Source organism: Klebsiella michiganensis (genome assembly GCF_015139575.1).
GTDB classification, from domain to species: domain Bacteria; phylum Pseudomonadota; class Gammaproteobacteria; order Enterobacterales; family Enterobacteriaceae; genus Klebsiella; species Klebsiella michiganensis.
Genome location: NZ_AP022547.1, coordinates 1,708,560 through 1,732,176, shown reverse-complemented (window position 1 = coordinate 1,732,176; position 23,617 = coordinate 1,708,560). Strand labels below are relative to the sequence as shown.

The window sequence follows — 23,617 nt, the reverse complement described above, 5'->3', positions numbered from 1 at the left end:
TTCAGATGTATGGATTTTGGGCGTTAACCTTTATACTGTTCATAGCATCTGCGCTGCCCCCGGTTAACTTGGTGCAACAGTCCGTTTACACATACTGATGAGTCGTACTCTCACACGATGACCCCGAAAAAATTTTCCCTGATACCCGGTAACATTACCCGCTTCTTTATTCTCATGGTCATCGTCCTGCTGGCGACGATGGGGGTCATGATCCAAAGCGCCGTTAACACCTGGCTAAAAGATAAAAGCTACCAGGTTGTCGATGTCAGCTACGACTTACATAAACGCATTGATACCTGGCGCTACGCCACCTGGCAAATCTATGACAACATTGCCGCGACCTCGTCCAGTTCAGCCGCAGAAACAGGGTTACAAGAGACGCGTTTAAAGCAGGACGTTTACTACCTTGAGAAACCCCGGCGCAAAACTGAAGCGCTGATTTTTGGCTCTCATGACAGCTCAACGCTGGAAATGACGCAAAAAATCTCCAACTATCTCGATATCCTGTGGGGTGCCGAGACCATTCCCTGGTCGATGTATTACCTTAACGGCCTGGATAACAGCCTGATTCTGGTTTCAACGCTGCCGTTAAAAGATCTCTCCTCCAGCTTCAAAGAGTCGACCATCAGCAGCGTCGTTGAATCACGACGGGCAGAAATGCTGCTGCAGGCCAACACGTTAGATGAACGCGAGACGTTTTCGTCGCTGCGCCACCTCGCCTGGCAAAACGGCTACTACTTCACCTTACGCACCACCTTTAACCAGCCCGGCCACCTGGCGACCGTTGTGGCCTTCGATCTGCCCATTAACGATCTCATCCCTCCCAGTATGTCGCTGGAGAGTTTCCGCCTGGAGCCCGATCCGTCGCAGAACGTCAGCGCCAATCCGGATAAAGAAACCGCCGACATCGTCAGCATTAACTTTAACGGCCCGCAGATTGAAATTATCACCACAATTAATACCACCGGTATGCGCCTGGTCTGGATGGTGCCCTTTAGCGAGCTGATTCTGGAGTCCTTGCAGAGTATTTTACTGCCGCTGCTGCTGAACATCGGCCTGCTGGCGCTGGCGCTGTTCGGATTTACCACCTTCCGTCACTACAGCGGCCGCAAAAGCATCGTGGGAACGGCCGTTTCCTCGGCCGCCAATAGTGAATTACGCGCCCAGCGCGCCATTCACGAAGAGATTGTTTCTCTGCTGCCGCTGGGGCTGCTGGTGCACGATCAGGAAGCTAACCGGACGGTGATCAGCAATCCGATTGCCGATCATCTGCTGCCGCATCTGAATCTGCAAAACATCATCAACATGGCCGATCAGCACCAGGGCGTGATTCAGGCGACGGTGAACAATGAACTGTATGAAATCCGTCAGTTCCGCAGCCAGGTGTCGCCGCGCACGCAAATCTTTATTATTCGCGATCAGGACCGCGAGGTGCTGGTGAATAAGAAACTCAAGCAGGCCCAGCGCCTGTATGAGAAAAACCAGCAGGGCCGTACGGCGTTTATGCAGCATATCGGCACGGCGCTGAAACAGCCGGCGCAAACGCTGGCGGAAGAAGCCGCGGCGCTCGGCATGGCCGAAAGCCGCAGGCTGGCCCAGCATGCCGATGAACTGGTACAGCTGGTTGATGAAATAGAGCTGGCAAATCTGCTGGAGAGCGATAGCTGGAAGAGCGTTCAGGACCTGTTCTCAATTCAGGAATTGATCGATGAAGTGGTACCTGAAGTCCTGCCCATCATCAAACGCAAAGGTCTGCAGCTGCTGATTAACAACGCGCTACCGGCCAATGAGCAGCGCTACGGCGATCGCGACGCCCTGCGCCGCACCCTTTTACTGCTGATTCAGTACTCGGTGACCACCACGTCTATTGGCAAAATAACCCTGGAAGTCAGTAAAGATGAATCCGCGGACGATCGTCTGACCTTCCGTATTCTGGATACCGGCAACGGCGTTTCGGCGAACGAAATCGACAATATGCACTTTCCGTTCCTCAACGATACGCAGGCAGACCTTTACGGCAAAGCCAACGCCCTCACCTTCTGGCTCTGCGATCGCCTGACGCGCAAGCTCGGCGGACAGCTCAATATCAAAGCGCGCGAATCGCTGGGTACCCGCTACTCCCTGCATCTAAAAATGGCCGCCAGCGCGGAGGAGAGTGATTCGGGTGAACATCTGCTGGATGAAGTGGTGATTATGCTTGATGTGACCGCCAATGAAGTCCGCCGTATCGTGACCCGTCAGCTGGAGAGCTGGGGAGCTACCTGCATCACCCCGGATGACAGAATCACAAGTCAACAATATGATCTCTTTTTAACGGATAATCCGTCTAATCTTACTGCTTCGGGCTTGCTTTTAAGCGATGATGAAGCCCGGGTTCATAAGATTGGTCCTGGTCAGCTCCGCGTAAACTTTAATATCAGCGCTGCGCTGCAGGAAGCTATCCTGCAATTGATTGAGCAGCAGCTTGCTGAGGAAGAGGAGCAGCCATCCTCTCCCGGGAACGAAAGTAACGCCGAACTGCATGCCAGCGGCTATTACACGCTGTTTGCTGACACGGTACCAGATGATGTTAAGAGGCTGTATAATGAACTGGCGACGGGCGATTTCGCCGCGCTGGCGCAAACCGCCCACCGCCTCAAAGGGGCATTTGCTATGCTAAATCTGGTACCCGGCAAGCAGTTATGTGAAACGCTTGAGCATCTGATTCGTGAAAAAGATGCGCAAGGCATAGAAAAATATATCAGCGACATTGACGTTTACGTCAAGAGCTTGCTGTAGCAAGGTAGCCTAATACATGAACAATATGAACGTAATTATTGCCGATGACCATCCGATCGTACTGTTCGGTATTCGTAAGTCACTTGAACAAATTGAGTGGGTGAACGTTGTTGGCGAGTTTGAAGACTCCACCGCATTAATCAACAATCTGCCTAAACTGGACGCACACGTCCTGATTACCGATTTATCGATGCCCGGTGATAAATACGGCGATGGCATTACGCTTATTAAATACATCAAGCGTCATTTCCCGGACCTGTCAATCATTGTACTGACAATGAACAACAACCCGGCGATCCTGAGCGCGGTTCTGGATCTGGACATCGAAGGGATCGTCCTGAAACAGGGTGCGCCGACCGATCTGCCTAAGGCGCTCGCCGCGCTGCAAAAAGGCAAAAAATTCACCCCGGAAAGCGTTTCGCGCCTGCTGGAAAAAATCAGCGCCGGCGGTTACGGTGACAAACGTTTGTCGCCCAAAGAGAGTGAAGTGCTGCGTCTGTTCGCCGAAGGCTTCCTGGTCACCGAGATAGCCAAAAAGCTCAACCGCAGTATCAAAACCATCAGTAGCCAGAAAAAATCGGCGATGATGAAGCTCGGCGTGGAAAACGATATCGCCCTGCTCAACTACCTCTCTTCCGTTTCCCTGAGCTCAACGGACAAAGACTAACGTCTCTCTTCCCGGATAGCGCGGCGCTATCCGGGAAACGTCTTTTATTCCCTGCCCTTACGTACCCGCGCGGCGTAGACCGTCAGCGTCTGCTTGATAATATCCAGAGTGACCGGTTTTGAAAGGCAGCTGTCCATACCGGACTCCAGGCAGCGCTGCTTCTCCTCCGCCAGCGCGTTGGCGGTCACCCCAATAACCGGCAGCGTAAGCCCTAGCTGGCGAATGCGCTGGGTCAGGCGATAACCATCCATATTCGGCATGTTGACGTCGCTGAGCACGATATCAATATGCTGCTTGCTCAGGACATTCAGCGCATCGACCCCGTCATTTGCCGTCACGCACTGATAGCCCAGCGATCCCAGCTGATCGGCCAGCAGACGTCGGTTAATCGGATGATCGTCCACCACCAGGATCATCATGTCATCATTGCTGGCGGTTTGCGCATCCGCCGCGGATAGCGCAGGGCCGTTTTCCGTACTGGCCATGGCAATATGGAAGATGCGGGCCAGCAGCGGCAGCAGCTCGTGCGGCGTGGCCACGCTATGCAGCCACTCGCCGGGCGCCCGCTCCTGTGGAATACCGATATGCCGACGAGAGAAGATCACCATCGCGCCGCCGTCCCAGGCGTCATGCGTCTCGCTATCGGTCAACAGAATATCCTCCGCGTCCGGCGCTTGCCCGTCAAAATGACGGACCGGAATACCGTGGTATTTGAGCAACTGCTCGACGAACAGCGCCAGCGAGCTGTTATCAATCGCCAGCCAGCAGCATTTTTCCGCCAGGCCATCAATATTCGGCGACGGCATATTTTGTACGCCATAAAGCGGGATACGAATAGTGAAGCGGCTGCCCATACCTGGCTCGGTTTCAACGGCAATATCGCCATCCATCATGCTGATAAGCTTTTCACAAATCGCCAGACCGAGTCCGGTCCCCTGGAAATTACGCTGCACGCCGGTCCCCACCTGGAAGAACGGGTCAAACAGGCGTACGACCTCTTTCGCCGGGATCCCTTCCCCGGTATCGCGCACGCTGATGCGCAGATAATCCTCCGCCCGCTCTACGTGCAGGATAATGCAGCCGGTATCGGTAAACTTAATCGCGTTACTCAGCAGGTTTGAAATAACCTGCTGCAGGCGCATCGGATCGCCGGACATCAGCTGCGGTACGTCAGGTTCAATAAAGCAGTACAGCCCGAGATGTTTCCGCACCACCAGCGGCAGATAGTTGGCGGAAATATGGTTCATGACCTCGCGCGGCGAAAACTCCCGCGGCTCAATTTTGAGCTGTTCGGACTCAATTTTCGAGAAATCGAGGATGTCGCTAATAATTTTCAGCAGCAGGCTGGAAGAGTTGTTCATCGCCGTCACCAGACGATCGACGCCCTTCGGTAGCTCTTTGGTCTGCAATAAATCGAGGTTACCGATAATCCCGTACAGCGGCGTTCGCAGTTCGTGGCTGACGGTGGCAAGGAACATCGATTTCGACTGGCTGGCCTGCTCGGCGGCCTGGGCCATCTCCTGCAGCGACTCCTCCATTTTGACGCGCGCCGAGACATCCACCAGCACGCAAATCGCCACGTTCTCGTTACGGTAGCGCGAGTGGACAAAGCTGATTTGCAAATTGGTATTGTTGCTGGTCAGCACATCGACAAAGTTCACCTGCTGGCCGCAGATAATTTGCGTCAGCCGCTGCCGATCCTCATGGGTTAGCATATTGAGATAGTTATGCGCCAGCTCGTTACTCAGGATATTGGTGCCATCGATCGTACGTAAAATACAGATCCCCACCGGCGCGGAGGCAACGATTTTTCGGTTGAACTGCTCGTGCTCTTCGAGGCGCTGGGCGTCATTTTCAGCCGGAATAAAAATCCGCCGTTCATACATGCGGGCAAGCGCAAAAAGGAGCCCGCCGGTAAGCAGATTGAGCACCACGGCGTTCAGTATCAGCATCCGGATGCGTTCCAGCACCTGATCCACCGGCACCGAATAGACAATGCTTAACGATGACGGCGGCAGGCTTTTTTTCATCGCCAGCTCGCGAAAACCGGCGGTATAGCCGAACCACAGACGCTCCTGCATCCACTTCGCATCCGGTTTAATATTGCTGTCCGACCCGGCAAGCGAGATCAGCGTCTGTCCGTTATCGTCGAGAATCGTCACGTTCATCGGCAGACTGCCTGGGGTAAAGAAGCTTTCCATGCGGATGGTTTGCTCTACGCCGAGCATGGCCTGCAGGCGGTTCGCCACATAGATTGGGGTCAGCGCATAGAAATAGCCAACGCCCGGGCGCACGCCCTGGCTTATCCAGAACAGATTGTTACCGCGCTCGTTTTGCGGCGCGTCGCGATACTGCTCAATGCGCTGATGCAGCACTTTTAACGCCTGGTCCCGCTCCAGCGGAATATCGCGCAGGCCGAAGTTGGCCATACACAGATTGTCGCTGCCAATCATAAAAATACGATTGAGGTCGTAGGCCGTTGAGAAATTGTCGCGCCAGTAGCGCATAAACCACGCCAGTGACTGCAGCGAGTTACGCCAGGTCGTACTCATCAGCGCGCAGTCGGAATCCGGGTAGAGCGGTTCAAAATCAGGGATCGTAATATCGCCGCGCTGCACCGGCGTATCGCCGCCTTCGCTGCCGTCCATCGGCCGGTTGCCGGCAACGTATTTCAGCTCTTTGATCACATCGGCCGTACGCTGTATGTAGCGCTGCGCCTGATCGGCATTGAGGTTAAATTCCTGGCGAATTTCCGATTCGCGATCGTGCAACGCATTGACGATGTAAAACACCGAAACAAAAGCGACCAGCACCCACAGCAGTATCGCCAGCGCTCTGAACAGATAGCGTGAAACCTTTAACGTGTTATGGAAAGAAGCTAGATATTTCAATGTGGCGATGCTCGGCCGTCAGGGGCTCAACAGAATGGCGTTAAGGTAACGATAAAACACCGGTCCCGCAACGGGAAAACAAAAAGGGCCGGGGAGAACCCCGACCCTTTCAGACAATTACCGCAGAGGATTACTCTTCGTCTTCGGCGATGTCATCGTCAGTATCCGCTTCCGGCGCGATATCTTCGTCGCCTTCCGCCGCGCTGCCGTCGATGGCATCCAGCTCTTCGTCATCAACCGGCTCAGCCACGCGCTGCAGGCCGACTACGTTTTCATCTTCCGCAGTACGAATCAGGATCACGCCCTGAGTGTTACGACCGACAATGCTCACTTCAGATACGCGGGTTCGTACCAGCGTGCCCGCGTCGGTGATCATCATAATCTGGTCGCAGTCATCAACCTGCACCGCGCCCACAACGGAACCGTTGCGTTCGGTCACTTTGATTGAGATAACGCCCTGGGTCGCACGCGACTTAGTGGGATACTCTTCAGCTGCGGTGCGTTTACCGTAGCCATTCTGCGTGACGGTCAGGATGGCACCTTCACCGCGCGGAACGATCAGAGAAACCACTTTGTCCTCGCCGGCCAGCTTGATGCCGCGCACGCCGGTGGCGGTACGGCCCATCGCGCGGACGGCGTCCTCTTTAAAGCGCACCACTTTACCGGCGGCGGAGAACAGCATGACTTCGTCCTGACCGGAGGTCAGATCGACGCCAATCAGCTCGTCGCCTTCGTTGAGGTTAACCGCGATAATACCGGCGGAACGCGGACGGCTGAATTCAGTCAGCGCCGTTTTCTTCACGGTACCGCTGGCGGTCGCCATAAATACGTTCACGCCCTCTTCATATTCGCGGACCGGCAGGATCGCGGTAATACGCTCGTTGGCTTCCAGCGGCAGCAGGTTGACGATCGGACGGCCGCGCGCGCCGCGGCTCGCTTCCGGCAGCTGATAAACCTTCATCCAGTAGAGACGACCGCGGCTGGAGAAGCAGAGGATCGTATCGTGGGTGTTGGCCACCAGCAGGCGGTCGATAAAGTCTTCTTCTTTGATACGCGCCGCAGATTTACCTTTACCGCCACGACGCTGGGCTTCGTAGTCGGTCAGCGGCTGATACTTCACGTAGCCCTGATGCGAAAGGGTCACGACAACATCTTCCTGGTTGATCAGGTCTTCAATGTTGATATCCGCGCTGTTAGCGGTGATCTCGGTACGACGCGCGTCGCCGAACTGTTCACGGACCAGCTCCAGCTCTTCGCGGATAACTTCCATCAGGCGATCGGCGCTGCCCAGAATGTGCAGCAGTTCCGCGATCTGTTCCAGCAGCTCTTTGTATTCATCGAGCAGTTTTTCATGCTCAAGGCCGGTCAGCTTCTGCAAACGCAGATCCAGAATCGCCTGCGCCTGCTGTTCGGTCAGGTAGTACTGGCCGTCGCGTACGCCGAACTCGGGCTCCAGCCATTCCGGACGGGCGGCGTCATCGCCTGCACGTTCCAGCATCGCGGAAACGTTGCCCAGATCCCATGAACGGGCGATTAAGGCGGCCTTCGCTTCCGCCGGGGTCGGCGCGCGGCGAATCAGTTCGATAATCGGATCGATGTTGGCCAGGGCAATCGCCAGCGCTTCGAGGATGTGCGCGCGATCGCGGGCTTTACGCAGTTCAAAAATCGTACGACGGGTCACCACTTCGCGGCGATGGCGCACGAACGCGGCAATAATCTCTTTCAGGTTCATGATCTTCGGCTGACCATGGTGCAGGGCAACCATGTTGATACCGAAGGAGACCTGGAGCTGGGTCTGCGAATAGAGGTTGTTCAGCACCACCTCACCCACCGCATCGCGCTTCACTTCAATCACGATGCGCATACCGTCTTTATCGGACTCGTCGCGCAGCGCGCTGATGCCTTCGACGCGTTTGTCTTTGACCAGCTCGGCGATTTTCTCAATCAGGCGCGCTTTGTTCACCTGATACGGAATTTCATGCACGATGATGGTTTCGCGGCCGGTTTTCGCGTCAGCTTCCACTTCCGCGCGGGCGCGAATGTACACTTTACCGCGACCGGTACGATAGGCCTCTTCAATGCCGCGGCGACCGTTGATGATCGCGGCGGTCGGGAAGTCCGGACCTGGGATGTGTTCCATCAGCCCTTCAATGCTGATGTCTTCATTTTCAACGTAGGCCAGACAGCCGTTGATCACTTCGGTGAGGTTGTGCGGCGGAATATTCGTCGCCATACCTACCGCGATACCTGACGAACCGTTGACTAACAGGTTCGGGATTTTGGTCGGCATAACGTCAGGGATCTTTTCCGTGCCGTCATAGTTATCGACGAAATCCACCGTCTCTTTTTCGAGGTCGGCCATCAGCTCATGGGCGATCTTCGACATACGGATTTCCGTATAACGCATCGCTGCGGCGGAGTCGCCGTCGACCGAACCAAAGTTACCCTGGCCATCTACCAGCATATAGCGCAGGGAGAATGGCTGCGCCATACGTACAATGGTGTCGTACACGGCAGTATCACCATGAGGGTGGTATTTACCGATTACGTCACCAACGACACGGGCAGATTTTTTATAGGCTTTGTTCCAGTCATTGCCCAATACGTTCATGGCGTATAGTACGCGACGGTGTACCGGCTTCAGGCCATCTCGGACATCCGGCAGCGCACGGCCAACAATGACCGACATCGCATAATCCAGATAGGAGCTCTTCAGCTCTTCCTCAATGTTGACCGGTGTAATTTCTCTCGCAAGGTCGCTCATCTAACCGCTATCCCTCTACTGTATCCCGGATTCAAAGGTCGCAAATTATAACACAGCCGCGGTGATACGGGTAAACCTATACCCAATGATTTTCGCGCGGCGAAAGGCGACAGGGATAGACGGTTTATTCATCCCTGAGGCCTGATATACTCGCGGGTCTGAACTGAACAGGAGTAAAAGCGCCCATGAATGCCGAAAAACCGTCGGTGGCCCACAATGTTGATCATAATGAAATCGCTAAATTTGAAGCCGTCGCCTCGCGCTGGTGGGATTTAGAGGGCGAATTCAAGCCGTTACATCGCATCAATCCTCTACGCCTCGGCTATATCGCGGAGCGCTCCGGCGGCCTGTTTGGCAAAAAAGTACTTGATGTCGGCTGCGGCGGCGGCATCCTGGCGGAAAGCATGGCCCGGGAAGGTGCAGCGGTGACCGGTCTGGATATGGGCTTCGAACCGCTACAGGTGGCGAAACTGCACGCCCTGGAGAGCGGGATTCAGGTCGAATATGTCCAGGAAACCGTTGAAGAGCACGCGGCGAAGCATGCCGGAGAGTACGACGTCGTTACCTGCATGGAGATGCTGGAGCACGTCCCGGATCCGCAGTCGGTCGTCCACGCCTGCGCGCGGCTGGTCAAACCTGGCGGTCAGGTGTTCTTCTCAACCATTAACCGCAACGGTAAAGCGTGGCTGATGGCGGTCGTCGGCGCCGAATACATCATGAAAATGGTGCCGAAGGGAACCCACGACGTGAAGAAATTCATCAAGCCCGCGGAGCTGATCGGCTGGGTAGATGAGACAATTCTGAAAGAGCAGCATATTACCGGTCTTCATTACAATCCGTTGACCAATACCTTCAAGCTGGCGCCAGGGGTGGATGTTAACTATATGTTGCATACAACGGCGAAAAAAGCATAACGTCAGCTGTATTTCCTATGATGATTGCGCGGCATCAAGCCGCGTGATTTTTTCTTCCGATGAAGAAATCAGCACTCGATCAAATTTTCATTTTTTTTTCTGATTTATTGACATCTTCTCCAGGCCTTATGTGGCGTGGACTTGGCGATTATTACCCTTCCGCAACCTCAATTTAACGTCAAAATCAACTCTTGTACTCAAAAGAATCCTTACTAGAATACTCACCATATAGCGTTTCTTTTATCGACCACCCCCTACATATAGTATTTATCCACAGAGTTAGTCACAACGGCGTTCTGTGGATAAGTGGGGGATATTTTCTTTCACGGACAGGTATAATCCACATGAATCAGAGTCTGCTGGTGACAAAGCGTGACGGTAGCACCGAGCGCATCAATCTCGATAAAATCCACCGCGTGCTGGATTGGGCGGCAGAAGGGCTGAATAACGTATCCATCTCCCAGGTAGAACTGCGTTCCCACATTCAGTTCTATGACGGCATTAAAACCGCCGACATTCACGAAACCATTATCAAAGCCGCCGCGGACCTTATCTCCCGCGAGGCGCCGGATTACCAGTATCTCGCCGCCCGTCTGGCGATTTTCCACCTGCGTAAAAAAGCCTACGGCCAGTTTGAGCCGCCAGCGCTGTTCGACCACGCGTCGAAAATGGTGAAAAACGGCAAATACGATACTCATCTGCTGGAAGACTACACGGAAGAAGAGTTCAAGCAGATGGACTCGTTCATCGAGCACGATCGCGATATGACCTTCTCCTACGCTGCGGTTAAGCAGCTCGAAGGCAAATATCTGGTGCAGAACCGCGTCACCGGTGAGATCTATGAAAGCGCCCAGTTCCTGTACATTCTGGTTGCCGCCTGCCTGTTCTCCAACTACCCGCGCGAGACGCGTCTGGACTACATCAAGCGTTTCTATGACGCGGTGTCGACGTTCAAAATTTCGCTGCCGACGCCGATTATGTCCGGCGTGCGTACCCCGACCCGTCAGTTCAGCTCCTGCGTGCTGATCGAGTGCGGCGACAGCCTGGATTCGATTAACGCCACCTCCAGCGCCATTGTGAAATACGTCTCTCAGCGCGCCGGTATCGGCATCAACGCCGGCCGCATCCGCGCGCTGGGTAGCCCGATTCGCGGCGGTGAAGCTTTCCATACCGGCTGTATCCCGTTCTATAAGCACTTCCAGACGGCGGTGAAATCCTGCTCCCAGGGCGGCGTCCGCGGCGGTGCGGCGACCCTCTTCTACCCGATGTGGCATCTGGAAGTCGAAAGCCTGCTGGTGCTGAAAAACAACCGCGGTACCGATGCCAACCGCGTTCGTCACATGGACTACGGCGTACAGATCAACAAGCTGATGTACACTCGTCTGCTGAAAGGCGGCGATATCACCCTGTTCAGCCCGTCCGACGTCCCGGGCCTGTACGATGCGTTCTTCGCCGACCAGGACGAGTTCGAGCGCCTGTACACCCAATACGAGCAGGACGACAGCATCCGCAAGCAGCGCATTAAAGCGGTAGAACTGTTCTCGCTGATGATGCAGGAGCGCGCCTCCACCGGCCGTATCTACATCCAGAACGTGGACCACTGCAACACCCACAGCCCGTTTGACCCGGTTGTCGCGCCGGTGCGCCAGTCCAACCTGTGCCTGGAAATCGCCCTGCCAACCAAGCCGCTGGAAGATGTGAACGACGAAAACGGTGAAATTGCGCTGTGTACCCTGTCCGCTTTCAACCTCGGCGTTATCGATAGCCTTGATGAGCTGGAAGAGCTGGCGGTGCTGGCCGTTCGCGCGCTGGATGCCCTGCTGGATTACCAGGACTACCCGATCCCGGCGGCCAAACGCGGCGCGATGGGCCGTCGTACGCTGGGTATTGGGGTGATTAACTTTGCCTACTATCTGGCGAAGCACGGTAAACGCTACTCTGACGGCAGCGCTAACAACCTGACGCATAAAACGTTCGAAGCGATTCAGTACTACCTGCTGAAAGCCTCTAACGAGCTGGCGATCGAGCAAGGCGCGTGCCCGTGGTTTAACGAAACCACCTATGCGAAAGGCATTCTGCCGATCGATACCTACAAAAAAGACCTGGACGCTATCGTCAGCGAATCCCTGCATTACGACTGGGAGCAGCTTCGCGAGTCGATCAAAACGCACGGTCTGCGTAACTCCACGCTCTCCGCGCTGATGCCGTCCGAGACCTCTTCGCAGATCTCCAACGCCACCAACGGCATTGAGCCGCCGCGCGGTCACGTCAGCATCAAAGCGTCAAAAGACGGTATCCTGCGCCAGGTGGTGCCGGATTACGAAAAACTGCAGAACGGCTACGAGCTGCTGTGGGAAATGCCGAACAACGACGGTTACTTGCAGCTGGTCGGTATTATGCAGAAGTTTATCGACCAGTCGATTTCCGCTAACACCAACTACGATCCGACGCGCTTCCCGTCTGGCAAAGTGCCGATGCAGCAGCTGCTGAAAGACTTGCTCAATGCCTATAAGTTCGGCGTCAAAACGCTGTACTATCACAACACGCGCGATGGCGCGGAAGATGCCCAGGATGACCTGGCGCCGTCCATCCAGGACGACGGCTGCGAAAGCGGCGCATGTAAGATTTGATAATATTGCCCGGCGGCGCGTTGCCTGCCGGGCCTACGGTCTAATGTAGGTCGGGCTAGCGAAGCGCCGCCCGGCGTATAATTCCAGGACAGGATCCCCACTCATGGCATACACCACCTTTTCACAGACGAAAAATGACCAGCTCAAAGAGCCGATGTTCTTCGGTCAGCCGGTGAACGTCGCCCGCTACGATCAGCAAAAATATGACATCTTCGAAAAGCTGATTGAAAAACAGCTCTCCTTCTTCTGGCGTCCGGAAGAAGTTGACGTTTCCCGCGACCGTATCGACTATCAGGCGCTGCCGGAACACGAAAAACACATTTTTATCAGTAACCTGAAATATCAGACGCTGCTGGACTCCATCCAGGGCCGCAGCCCGAACGTCGCCCTGCTGCCGCTGATTTCAATTCCGGAGCTGGAAACCTGGGTGGAAACCTGGGCGTTCTCGGAGACCATACATTCGCGCTCCTACACCCATATCATCCGCAATATCGTTAACGATCCGGCGATGGTGTTTGACGATATCGTCACCAACGAGCAGATTCAGAAACGCGCGGAAGGCATTTCCAGCTATTACGATGAATTGATTGAGCTGACCAGCTACTGGCATCTGCTGGGCGAAGGCACCCACAGCGTGAACGGTAAAACCATTACCGTGAACCTGCGCGAGCTGAAAAAGAAACTCTACCTGTGCCTGATGAGCGTGAACGCGCTGGAAGCCATCCGTTTTTACGTCAGCTTCGCCTGCTCTTTCGCCTTTGCCGAGCGCAAGCTGATGGAAGGTAACGCCAAGATTATCCGTCTGATCGCTCGCGACGAAGCGCTGCACCTGACCGGCACCCAGCACATGCTGAACCTGCTGCGTTCCGGCGTCGACGATCCGGAGATGGCTTCAATCGCCGAAGAGTGCAAACAGGCGTGCTACGACCTGTTCGTGCAGGCGGCGCAGCAGGAAAAAGAGTGGGCGGATTATCTGTTCCGCGACGGTTCGATGATCGGCCTGAACAAAGATATTCTCTGCCAGTACGTTGAGTACATTACCAACATCCGCATGCAGGCGGTGGGTCTCGATCTGCCGTTCCAGACCCGCTCCAACCCGATCCCGTGGATCAACACCTGGCTGGTGTCCGATAACGTGCAGGTCGCGCCGCAGGAAGTGGAAGTCAGTTCTTACCTCGTCGGACAGATCGATTCCGAAGTCGACGCCGACGATCTGAGCAACTTCCAGCTCTGATGAAACGCATTTTTTTGAAGATTTCTGACACTCGCCTTGAGTGTCAGGATGAACATCCCTCCCTGCTGGCGGCTCTGGAATCGCACAATATCGACGTGGAGTATCAGTGCCGCGAAGGCTACTGCGGCTCCTGCCGTCTACGGCTGGTTTCGGGCCAGGTTGACTGGCTCACCGAACCGCTGGCGTTTGTCCAGCCGGGAGAGATTCTGCCCTGCTGCTGCCGGGCAAAAGGCGATATCGAAATCGAAATGTAAGCCAGCCTGAAACGCATTCCCATTCTTTACAGGGTTCGTTTTTTACGAACCCTGGGTTCGTCTTCCTTTCCCTGTTCACCTCCCCCCACTCCGCCTACTCTACCTGTATAAGCCACCGGATAAGGCCATCAGCAATGGTCGCAGCAACGCTGGCTGATGCTCTGCGTCACGACATTCATGAGGAGAGAAAAAATGGCTTCCGTCAAACAGGAAAACTGCGCCAACGGACTGAAAAAAGCATACGACGTCATCGTGGTCGGCGGGGGTTCTGCGGGTGCAGTACTCGCCGCACGTCTGAGCGAGAACCCCGATTGCCAGGTAGCGCTGCTGGAAGGCGGCCCCGTTTTTGCCCCTGATGCCTGGCCGGACGAGCTGGCGCAAAGCCACTCTGTTGGTGGCGGCGATTACGTCTGGGAGCGCGGGGTAGCAACGGGAACCGATCACACGGCCGGTCACCTGCGGGCAAAAGTACTTGGCGGCGGGTCAACGATCAATGCCGGCGCGTTTGTTCGCGCCCCCAAATCTGATTTTGACCGTTGGGTCAAGCGCGGCCTGAGCGACTGGTCGTTCGATAAGGTCTTACCCTGGTTCAAACGACTTGAAAACGCCGACTATGGCGACGATCGCTGGCATGGTCGCCACGGCCCGGTTCCGGTGCGGTTACCGGCGCTGGAAACGCTCAGCCCGGCAAGCCAGGCGTTTTATCATGCTTGCCGCGCTCACGGCTTCGCCGCCGTTGACGATATCAACGGCGCGCAGCAGCACGGCGTCGCGGTCTACCCGGTCAATGTTGTCAACGGCATCCGGCAAAATACCGCCATGGTCTACCTGACGGCAGACGTTCGCGCGCGCAAGAATCTGTCGATTGTCGGCATGACGGTCGTGGATAAAGCGTTGATTGAAGGTTCGCGCGTGAACGGCGTACAGCTGGCGGACGGAACACAGATCGCTACCGACAACGTATTCCTGTGCGCCGGCGCGGCCGGTACGCCAGCGATTCTGTTGCGCTCCGGCATTGGCCCTGCGGACGATTTACGCCATCTCGAGATCACGGTGAAACAGGATCTCCCCGTTGGGCGCAACTTGCAGGAACAACCCGTGAACGGGATCATGCTGGCAACGTCCGCTGAGCATGCCAGTTATCCCCCTATAGGCACAACGCTCTGGACGCAATCTTCGCTGGCGGCAGCCAACGAACTGGATCTCTATATCAGCAATAACCACTTCGTAGATCCTGAACTATTTCCACATGGTGCGGGTTTCCAGCTCTTTTTCACCGTGGCGCGCCCCTTTGCCCGCGGGCGTCTGACTTTGGCGAGCCGCAACCCGCTGCTCGGCCCCCGTATCGATCTCAATTTACTGGGCGACGAGCGCGACGTCACGCGAATGGTCGAAGCGGTGAAATTATCCCGGGCGCTGGTGCAGGAAGGTCCGCTACAGGCGCTGGTGATTGGCGAAGTCCCGATGGTAAAAGGCGGTACACTGGCAGAAACTGACCAGCAGATAGCAGAAGAACAGCGTAAGACGGTGAAAAGTAACCTGCACCTCAGCGCGACCGCGCCGATGGGGAACGAAAGCGATCCCATCGCCGTCGTGGACGCCTGCGGGAAAGTTTTCGGTATTGCCGGGCTGTTTGTCGTCGATGCCTCGCTGTTCCCGGACGTTCCCTCTCAGGCGACCAATCCGGATGCGATCATGGCGGCAGAATATCTCGCCAGCCGTTTTTCTGGCGCATAGAACGAGGCATAGTCAACCGCAAGACCCGAAAAAGGAGCGCCTGTGTGAACAAGTTCGTGGAGATGAGCACGTTTGTTTCGGTTGTTGAGTCTCTGAGCTTTGTCGGCGCGGCGGCAAAATTGGGGACATCAAAATCGGTAGTCAGCCAGCGCGTCAAGATGCTGGAGAAACGGCTTGGCGCCAGCTTACTGGAGCGCGGGCCACGGCTTAGCCTCACGGAGGCGGGCCTGCTATTTTATCAGGAGTGCGTGCGGCTGCTTGACGAAGTCACGCTGGCAGAAGAGGCGGTGGCCCCGTCACGCAGCGAGCTTCGGGGCGGGCTGCGGATTGCCACCTCGCATACGTTTATGACCACTCATTTATCGACGATTCTGGCCGGTTTTATCCGCGACCATCCGGGGTTGTCTCTCGATATCGCGACGGAGGATCGGCAGATCAATATGCACCAGCCCGACTTTGATATCGCCATCCGCCTCGGTCTCGTCCCGGACTCAACGCTCATCGCCCGAACGCTGGCGCGCAACCTGACCTGGCTCTGCGCCAGCCCGGACTATCTGTCGCAACGGGGCACGCCTTTGCATCCTGTTGAACTGGAGCAGCACGACGGGCTGCTATATACCCATCGCGCGCCGGGCGGCTGCTGGCAGTTGCTGCATAACGGGCAGCGTCAGACCTGGCGGGTCAAAAATCGTCTGCGTTCGGATAACGCCTTCAGCCTGCTGGAGGCCGCCAGAATGGGGCTTGGGATTGTGGTCATGCCGCTATTTTTAGGCGCTGAAGCGATAATGCGGGGAGAGCTAAAAATTGTTTTACCCGACTGGCAGCCGGAGGGTGGCAACATTGTGGCGCTGTATCGCCAGACGCGTCGCGCCTCGCCAGTGATTCAGGCGCTGGTCAACGAGGTTGCGGAAAAGCTGGGGCCAGAGCCAGAGTGGGAAAAACAGTTACGACTGGCCGGGCTGCTGCCCCTCTGGAACAGGGGCGCAAGCGCCCCTGATTAATGGCTTAGTTTTTATTGAGGAACTTCACCGCCTTATCCGGGAAATCCGTAAACAACCCGTCCACGTCCGCCTGGTTATACAGAACGTCGTAAAGCTGATTCACGTCCGCTGCATACGCTGGCAGCTGATCCGCGCGGACCGTATATGGATGCACCTGCAGCTTGCTGGCATGGGCTTCTTTCACCATCGCCGTCAGCTTCACGTGACCCGGCGTCGAGCCTTCCGCCACCAGCATATGGTAGTCCGGGCCAATGCCGTCAGCGTACTGCGCGATCTGCGCCATCGCCCCCGGTTTGAACATCCAGTCATAGCTGTAGTTCACCCACTTGCCGTCGTCCTGCCTCTGCTGGGTCTCATTCCAGTCGGTATAGGCGATAAGCTGTACCAGATTGAGATCCATCCCCATTTTCGGCTCCAGCTCCTGTTTGATGCGCTTGAGCTCGTTGGCGTCAAAGCACTGCAGATAAACCTTATCCTGCTTGCCGGTATAGCCATATTTCTTCAGCACATTCAGCGTGCTGGCGGCAATATCCTTGCCTTCCTGATGGTGGAACCACGGCGCTTTGATCTCCGGGTAGATGCCGATGTTTTTGCCGGTCGAATGGTTCAGCCCCTGCACAAACTCAATCTCCTCTTCAAAGGTATGAATACGGAAATCAGATTTCCCCATCGGGAAACGGCCCGGATAAGTTTGCACGTTCTTGCCATCTTTCGGCTCAAACCCTTCGGTAAACTTCAGCGACTTTATCTCGGCGAGGGTAAAGTCGATGGCGTAGAAGCGGCCATCTTGACGCGCCCGCTGCGGGAAACGCTGGGCCACGTCGGTCACCCGATCCAGATAGTGGTCATGCAGCACCACCAGCCGGTCGTCTTTCGTCATCACCAGGTCTTGCTCGAGGTAGTCCGCCCCCTGCGCGTAGGCCATCGCTTTCGCCGGCAGGGTATGTTCCGGCAGATAGCCGCTGGCGCCGCGGTGGGCGATAACGATTTTCTCCCCCGCGACGGCGCTGAAAGAGAGCGCCGTCGCGGCCAGCAGCATTCCGCTCATCAAGGTGGTTAATGTGCTTTTCATCGCCGCTCCTTAAGCTTGTTTCATCTGTTGGTGATGGCGTCGTTCACCCAGCATCACGATAATCAGCAGCAGAACCGCCAGCACGCTGCCGCCGATCATCACCATAAAGCCGCCGTCCCAGCCGAAGAAATCGACGGTATAGCCAACGATGGCGCTCGCGGCCACGGAGCCGCCGAGATAGCCAAACAGGCCGGTGAAGCCCGCGGCGGTGCCGGCGGCTTTTTTCGGCGCCAGCTCCAGCGCATGCAGGCCAATCAGCATCACCGGACCGTAAATCAGGAAGCCGATGATGATCATGCAGGCCATATCCACGCCCGGGTTACCCGGCGGGTTCAGCCAGTAGACGACGGTGGCGATGGTGACCAGGGTCATAAAGAAGACGCCGGTCGCGCCGCGGTTGCCTTTAAACACTTTATCCGACATCCAGCCGCACAGCAGGGTGCCCGGGATCCCCGCGTATTCATAAAGAAAGTAGGCCCAGGACGATTTATCCAGCGCGAAGTGCTTAACCTCTTTCAGGTAGGTCGGCGACCAGTCAAGAATGCCGTAGCGCAGCAGATAAACAAACACGTTCGCGACGGCGATGTACCACAGCAGCTTGTTCGGCAGGATGTACTGCATAAAGATCTGCTTTGCGGTCAGCTCTTCTTCGTGCTTCTCGCTGTAGTCGTCAGGATAATCGTTTTTGTACTCTTCAATCGGCGGCAGGCCGCAGGACTGCGGAGTATCGCGCATCATCGTGAAGGCGAAAATCGCCAGCAGGATCGCGCCGAAAGCCGGCATATACAGCGCCGCGTGCCAGTCGTTAAACCACGCCATCCCCAGCAGAAACAGCAGCGGCGGGATCCCGCCGCCGACGTTGTGCGCGCAGTTCCATACCGAAACAATACCGCCGCGCTCTTTCTGCGACCACCAGTGCACCATCGTACGTCCGCACGGCGGCCAGCCCATTCCCTGGAACCAGCCGCACAGGAACAGCAGGACGAACATCACCATAATGCTGGAGGTCGCCCAGGGGACAAAGCCCATCACCAGCATCACCAGCGCGGCAAGGATCAGGCCTGCCGGTAAAAAAATGCGCGGATTCGAACGGTCAGAAACCGAGCCCATGATGAATTTCGAAAATCCGTAGGCGATAGAGATACCGGAAAGCGCAAAGCCGAGATCGCCGCGGGAGAACCCCTGCTCGATAAGATAGGGCATCGCCAAAGCAAAGTTCTTACGAACCAGATAGTAAGCGGCATATCCGAAGAAGATACCGATAAAGATCTGCCAGCGTAATCGACGATATAGCGGATCGATTTCCGCCGTTGGCAAACGCGCTTTATGCGCTGCGGGTTTAAATATACTTAACATATCAGCCTCCGTGGCCATTGCTGTTCTTCTGACGTCGTCGCAAAAAAACGTAATTTATTCACTGACTTCTGATTTGGTCGCGATAGTAGGCAAAGCGTAAATCTAATACTGTGAAATGTCGCACACTTTGTTACAGAAATATGACAGAACTTTCCAATATGCGCATAAAGTCACAACAAACGCTCGAATTACGCGCAAATATGCTCGAAATCAAACATTAAACGCGGTCGATATGGCTAAATGATGTAAAACGAACACAGAGGACAGGGAGATGGCCGATAGTCGTGAATATGACGTCATTATTATTGGCGGCGGCGCCACCGGAGCCGGGATCGCGCGCGACTGCGCGCTGCGCGGGCTGAAGGCGGCGCTGGTTGAGCGCTACGATATCGCCACCGGGGCAACCGGCCGTAACCACGGCCTGCTGCACAGCGGCGCGCGCTATGCGGTAACCGATAGCGAATCGGCGCGGGAGTGTATCAGCGAAAACCGCATCTTACGCCGCATCGCCCGGCACTGCATTGAGCCCACCAGCGGCCTGTTTATTACCTTGCCGGAAGACGATCCGGCGTATCAGCACACCTTTATCACCGCCTGCCAGCAGGCGGGTATTGAGGCCCAGCCTCTGACGCCCGCCGAGGCGCTGCGCAATGAGCCTGCGGTTAACCCGGCGCTGCTCGGCGCGGTGCAGGTCCCCGACGGCACCGTCGATCCTTTCCGCCTCACCGCCGCAAATATGCTCGATGCCCGCGAACATGGCGCCGCTATCCTCACCGGCTGCGAAGTCACCGGCCTGCTGCGTCAGGGCGATCGCGTCCATGGCGTCACGATCTACAACCATCAGCTCCGTGAATCGCGCACGCTGCGCGCGCAGGTGGTGGTCAACGCCGCCGGGATCTGGGGGCAGCGCATCGCAGAGTATGCCGACCTGCGCATCGCGATGTTTCCGGCAAAAGGATCGCTGTTAATCCTCGACCACCGCATTAACCGTCAGGTTATCAACCGCTGCCGCAAACCGGCTGACGCCGATATCCTGGTGCCCGGCGATACTATTTCGCTGATTGGCACTACTTCGATGCATATCCCCTATGACGAAATTGACGACAACCGGGTAACGGCCGAGGAGGTCGAAACGCTGCTGCGCGAAGGGGAAAAGCTGGCGCCGATCATGGGACGGACGCGGGTACTGCGCGCCTACTCCGGCATACGTCCGCTGGTCGCCAGCGATGACGATCCCAGCGGGCGCAGCGTCAGTCGCGGTATTGTGCTGCTCGACCACGCCCGGCGCGACGGACTGGAGGGCTTTATCACCATCACCGGCGGTAAGCTGATGACCTATCGTCTGATGGCGGAGTGGGCCACGGATGCGCTCTGCCGCAAGCTCGGAAATACCGTCCCCTGTACGACCGCCGATACGCCGCTGCCGGGCTCGCAGGAGCCGGCGGAAGCCACGCTACGCAAAATCATCTCTTTACCTGCGTCGCTGCGCGGGTCGGCCATCTATCGCCACGGCGATCGCACCCCGGCCTGGCTTGGCGATAGCCGCCAGCACCGCAGCCTGGTCTGCGAATGCGAGGCGGTGACCGCCGGCGAGGTTCAGTACGCGGTCGAAAACCTGGCGGTGAAAAACCTGCTCGACCTGCGCCGCCGCACCCGCGTCGGCATGGGAACCTGTCAGGGCGAACTGTGCGCCTGCCGCGCCGCCGGGCTGCTCGCGCGTTTTAACGTCACCACTTCCGCGCGATCCCTTACCCAGCTGTCTCAATTTTTGAACGAACGCTGGAAAGGCGTCCAGCCGGTGGCCTGGGGGGACGCGCTGCGCGAAAGCGAGTTCACCCGCTGGGTCTATCTCGGCCTGTGCGGATTACAAAAGGAGCATCAGGATGAAGTTTGATTGCGCCATCATCGGCGGCGGCCTCGCCGGACTGCTCTGCGGGCTGGCGCTCAACCAGCGCGGCCTGCGCGGCGTGATTATCAGCCGCGGCCAAAGCGCCCTGCACTTCTCTTCCGCCTCGCTGGATTTACTTACCACGCTGCCGAATGGCGACACCGTCACCGATGTCGCTCACGGCATCGGCCAACTGGCCCGCCAGCTTCCCGAACATCCCTATGCCAGGCTCGGCGCCGAACGGGTGATGGATTACGCCCGCCAGAGTCAGGCGTTGTTTGCCGACTGCGGTATCGCCATGCAAGGTGACGCCAGCCAGCCGCATCTGCGCGTGACGCCGCTGGGAACCTTACGCGCGGCCTGGCTATCGCCGCAGGAAATCGCCACCGCGCCGCTGCCCGCCAGCGGCGTCGGCGTAGTCGGCATCAGCGGATTCGGCGACTTCCAGCCGCATCTTGCCGCCGCCTCTTTGAACCAGCACGGCGTGACCGCCGAAGCCCATGAGATAGATTTACCTCTCCTCGATGTGCTGCGCGATAGCCCATCCGAATTTCGTGCCGCCAATATTGCCCGCCGGCTGGACGATGAAGCGCACTGGCCGGCCCTGCTGGCGGCGCTGCGCCCGCTGGCGCAGCAGCATAATTTACTGATTATGCCCGCCTGCTTTGGCCTCGCCGACGATCGTCTGTACCAGTGGCTGCAGCAGCGCCTGCCCTGCCCGCTGCGCCTGCTGCCTACGCTGCCGCCGTCGGTGCCGGGGATGCGCCTGCACGCCCAGCTGCAGCGGCAATTTATCCGCAGCGGCGGGACCTGGCTGACCGGGGATGAAGTCATCGATATCAGCCACCGCAACGGTAGCGTTAACGCGATCTGGACGCGCAATCACGGCGATATCCCGCTGCGCCCGCGCTTCGCGGTGCTGGCCAGCGGCAGCTTTTTCAGCAACGGGCTGGTCGCCGAGCGCAGCGGCGTGCGCGAGCCGATCCTCGGCCTTGACCTGCAGCAGACGCTGCCGCGCGAGCGCTGGTATCAGCAGGACTTTTTTGCCTCTCAGCCCTGGCAGCGTTTCGGCCTGAAAACCGATGCGGATCTGCGCCCGCAGCTTCAGGGGCAGACGCTGGAGAATCTGTTCGCCGTAGGCGCGATCCTCGGCGGTTTTGACGCCATCGCGCTGGGATGCGGCGGCGGCGTTTGCGCGGTGACCGCGCTGCATGCCGCTGGGTTAATCGGCGAGCTTGCCGGAGGTGAATCATGAACGACACGCGCTTTGAACACTGTATAAAATGCACCGTTTGCACCACCGCCTGCCCGGTTAGCCGGGTTAATCCGCGCTATCCGGGGCCAAAACAGGCCGGGCCGGACGGCGAACGCCTGCGCCTGAAAGACGGCGCGCTCTACGACGAGGCATTGAAATACTGCATCAACTGTAAACGCTGCGAAGTTGCCTGCCCTTCGGACGTCAAAATTGGCGATATTATCCAGCGAGCGCGCATGGAGTACGGTCGGCAGAAGCCCACGCTGCGCGATGCTATCCTCAGCCATACCGACCTGATGGGCGCCCTCTCCACGCCCTTTGCCCCGCTGGTGAACGCCGCCACCGGGCTGAGGCCGGTACGCCGAATCCTTGATGCCGCGCTTAAAATCGACCACCGCCGCACGCTGCCGAAATATGGCTTTGGTACCTTTCGCCGCGCATATCGTCAGCTGGCCGCCCGGCAGGGGCAGTACGCCGAACAGGTGGCGTTTTTTCACGGCTGCTATGTGAACTACAACAATCCGCAGCTGGGCAAAGATCTTATCCGGGTGCTGAACGCCATGGGCATCGGGGTGCAGTTATTGAGCAAAGAGAAATGCTGCGGCGTACCGCTGATTGCCAACGGTTTTTTTGCGAAAGCGCGCAAGCAGGCGCTGAGCAACGTCATCGCGATGCGGGAAAATAGTCTGCCCATTATTGCGACTTCATCGACCTGCACCTTTACGCTGCGCGATGAATATCCGCATCTCCTTGATATCGATAATCACGATATCCGCGACCGGATTGAGCTGGCGACTCGCTGGCTATGGCGTCAGCTGGATAATGGGCGGCCTCTGAAGCTAAAAACGCTGCCGCTGAAGGTGGTCTATCACACGCCCTGCCATATGGAAAAAATGGGCTGGTCGCTGTATACCCTTGAGCTATTGCGGCTGATCCCCGGCTTGCAGCTGGAGGTACTCGACTCGCAATGCTGCGGTATTGCCGGCACATACGGCTTCAAGGCGGAGAACTACGACTCATCGCAGGCGATGGGCGCGCCGCTGTTCCGGCAAATTGATGAGAGCGGCGCGGATCTGGTGGTGACCGACTGCGAAACCTGCAAATGGCAGATAGAGATGTCCACCAGCAAACGCTGCGAACATCCCATCACCCTGCTGGCACAGGCGCTGGCCTGAC

The 23,617-nt window shown here is 57.0% G+C and carries 15 protein-coding genes; 11 read left to right on the top strand and 4 right to left on the bottom strand.

Annotated features, from left to right (window positions below):
• Positions 1-117 precede the first annotated feature (117 nt).
• Positions 118-2,778 carry a phosphotransferase RcsD gene (rcsD, locus tag JLG71_RS08260; RefSeq protein WP_148850874.1) on the top strand — a complete coding sequence of 887 codons (2,661 nt, stop codon included), beginning with the start codon at positions 118-120 and terminating at the stop codon, positions 2,776-2,778.
• Between the two features lie 16 nt (positions 2,779-2,794).
• Positions 2,795-3,445 carry a response regulator transcription factor RcsB gene (rcsB, locus tag JLG71_RS08255; RefSeq protein WP_004103995.1) on the top strand — a complete coding sequence of 217 codons (651 nt, stop codon included), beginning with the start codon at positions 2,795-2,797 and terminating at the stop codon, positions 3,443-3,445.
• Between the two features lie 44 nt (positions 3,446-3,489).
• Here rcsB and rcsC read toward each other — a convergent pair whose 3' ends face one another.
• Both rcsC and gyrA read right to left on the bottom strand, forming a co-directional pair.
• The gene (rcsC, locus tag JLG71_RS08250; protein ID WP_200914081.1) at positions 3,490-6,336 is read right to left on the bottom strand and encodes a two-component system sensor histidine kinase RcsC; all 2,847 of its coding nucleotides are present in this window, start codon (positions 6,334-6,336) and stop codon (positions 3,490-3,492) included.
• Between the two features lie 130 nt (positions 6,337-6,466).
• Positions 6,467-9,100 carry a DNA topoisomerase (ATP-hydrolyzing) subunit A gene (gene gyrA, locus JLG71_RS08245; protein ID WP_004852752.1) on the bottom strand — a complete coding sequence of 878 codons (2,634 nt, stop codon included), beginning with the start codon at positions 9,098-9,100 and terminating at the stop codon, positions 6,467-6,469.
• 185 nt (positions 9,101-9,285) lie between these two features.
• Between gyrA and ubiG the strand changes: the two genes are divergently transcribed.
• The 6 genes from ubiG (at position 9,286) to JLG71_RS08215 (ending at position 16,870) form a co-directional block, all read left to right on the top strand.
• Positions 9,286-10,014, top strand: coding sequence for a bifunctional 2-polyprenyl-6-hydroxyphenol methylase/3-demethylubiquinol 3-O-methyltransferase UbiG (gene ubiG / locus JLG71_RS08240; protein WP_014230217.1), 729 nt, complete (start codon positions 9,286-9,288; stop codon positions 10,012-10,014).
• Positions 10,015-10,358: 344 nt separating this feature from the next.
• The gene (gene nrdA, locus JLG71_RS08235) at positions 10,359-12,644 is read left to right on the top strand and encodes a class 1a ribonucleoside-diphosphate reductase subunit alpha (RefSeq protein WP_200914080.1); all 2,286 of its coding nucleotides are present in this window, start codon (positions 10,359-10,361) and stop codon (positions 12,642-12,644) included.
• A gap of 103 nt (positions 12,645-12,747) precedes the next feature.
• Positions 12,748-13,878 (top strand): class Ia ribonucleoside-diphosphate reductase subunit beta, encoded by a 1,131-nt coding sequence (nrdB, locus tag JLG71_RS08230; protein ID WP_004852757.1) that lies wholly within the window; start codon positions 12,748-12,750, stop codon positions 13,876-13,878.
• Positions 13,878-14,132 (top strand): class I ribonucleotide reductase maintenance protein YfaE, encoded by a 255-nt coding sequence (gene yfaE / locus JLG71_RS08225; protein WP_004104002.1) that lies wholly within the window; start codon positions 13,878-13,880, stop codon positions 14,130-14,132. Before nrdB ends, yfaE begins: the two co-directional genes overlap by 1 nt.
• Before the next feature lie 192 nt (positions 14,133-14,324).
• The gene (locus tag JLG71_RS08220; RefSeq protein ID WP_025106704.1) at positions 14,325-15,869 is read left to right on the top strand and encodes a GMC family oxidoreductase; all 1,545 of its coding nucleotides are present in this window, start codon (positions 14,325-14,327) and stop codon (positions 15,867-15,869) included.
• A gap of 44 nt (positions 15,870-15,913) precedes the next feature.
• The gene (locus JLG71_RS08215) at positions 15,914-16,870 is read left to right on the top strand and encodes a LysR family transcriptional regulator (protein WP_025106703.1); all 957 of its coding nucleotides are present in this window, start codon (positions 15,914-15,916) and stop codon (positions 16,868-16,870) included.
• 4 nt (positions 16,871-16,874) lie between these two features.
• Here JLG71_RS08215 and glpQ read toward each other — a convergent pair whose 3' ends face one another.
• Complete coding sequence (glpQ, locus tag JLG71_RS08210; RefSeq protein ID WP_064391595.1) at positions 16,875-17,942, bottom strand: glycerophosphodiester phosphodiesterase; 1,068 nt, start codon at positions 17,940-17,942, stop codon at positions 16,875-16,877.
• A gap of 9 nt (positions 17,943-17,951) precedes the next feature.
• The gene (glpT, locus tag JLG71_RS08205; RefSeq protein WP_064391593.1) at positions 17,952-19,298 is read right to left on the bottom strand and encodes a glycerol-3-phosphate transporter; all 1,347 of its coding nucleotides are present in this window, start codon (positions 19,296-19,298) and stop codon (positions 17,952-17,954) included.
• Between the two features lie 271 nt (positions 19,299-19,569).
• On the opposite strand from glpT, the gene glpA reads away from it, so the two are divergent.
• From glpA to glpC, 3 genes are read left to right on the top strand one after another with little or no spacing between them, the layout of a single operon-like run.
• Positions 19,570-21,192 (top strand): anaerobic glycerol-3-phosphate dehydrogenase subunit A, encoded by a 1,623-nt coding sequence (glpA, locus tag JLG71_RS08200; protein WP_064391591.1) that lies wholly within the window; start codon positions 19,570-19,572, stop codon positions 21,190-21,192.
• Positions 21,182-22,441: a glycerol-3-phosphate dehydrogenase subunit GlpB gene (gene glpB / locus JLG71_RS08195; protein WP_064391589.1), complete on the top strand. Its 1,260-nt coding sequence runs from the start codon at positions 21,182-21,184 to the stop codon at positions 22,439-22,441. The genes glpA and glpB overlap by 11 nt, the downstream gene beginning before the upstream one ends.
• Entirely contained in the window at positions 22,438-23,616 is a 1,179-nt protein-coding gene (gene glpC / locus JLG71_RS08190) for an anaerobic glycerol-3-phosphate dehydrogenase subunit GlpC (RefSeq protein WP_064391587.1), read from the top strand. Before glpB ends, glpC begins: the two co-directional genes overlap by 4 nt.
• Position 23,617: the final 1 nt, after the last annotated feature.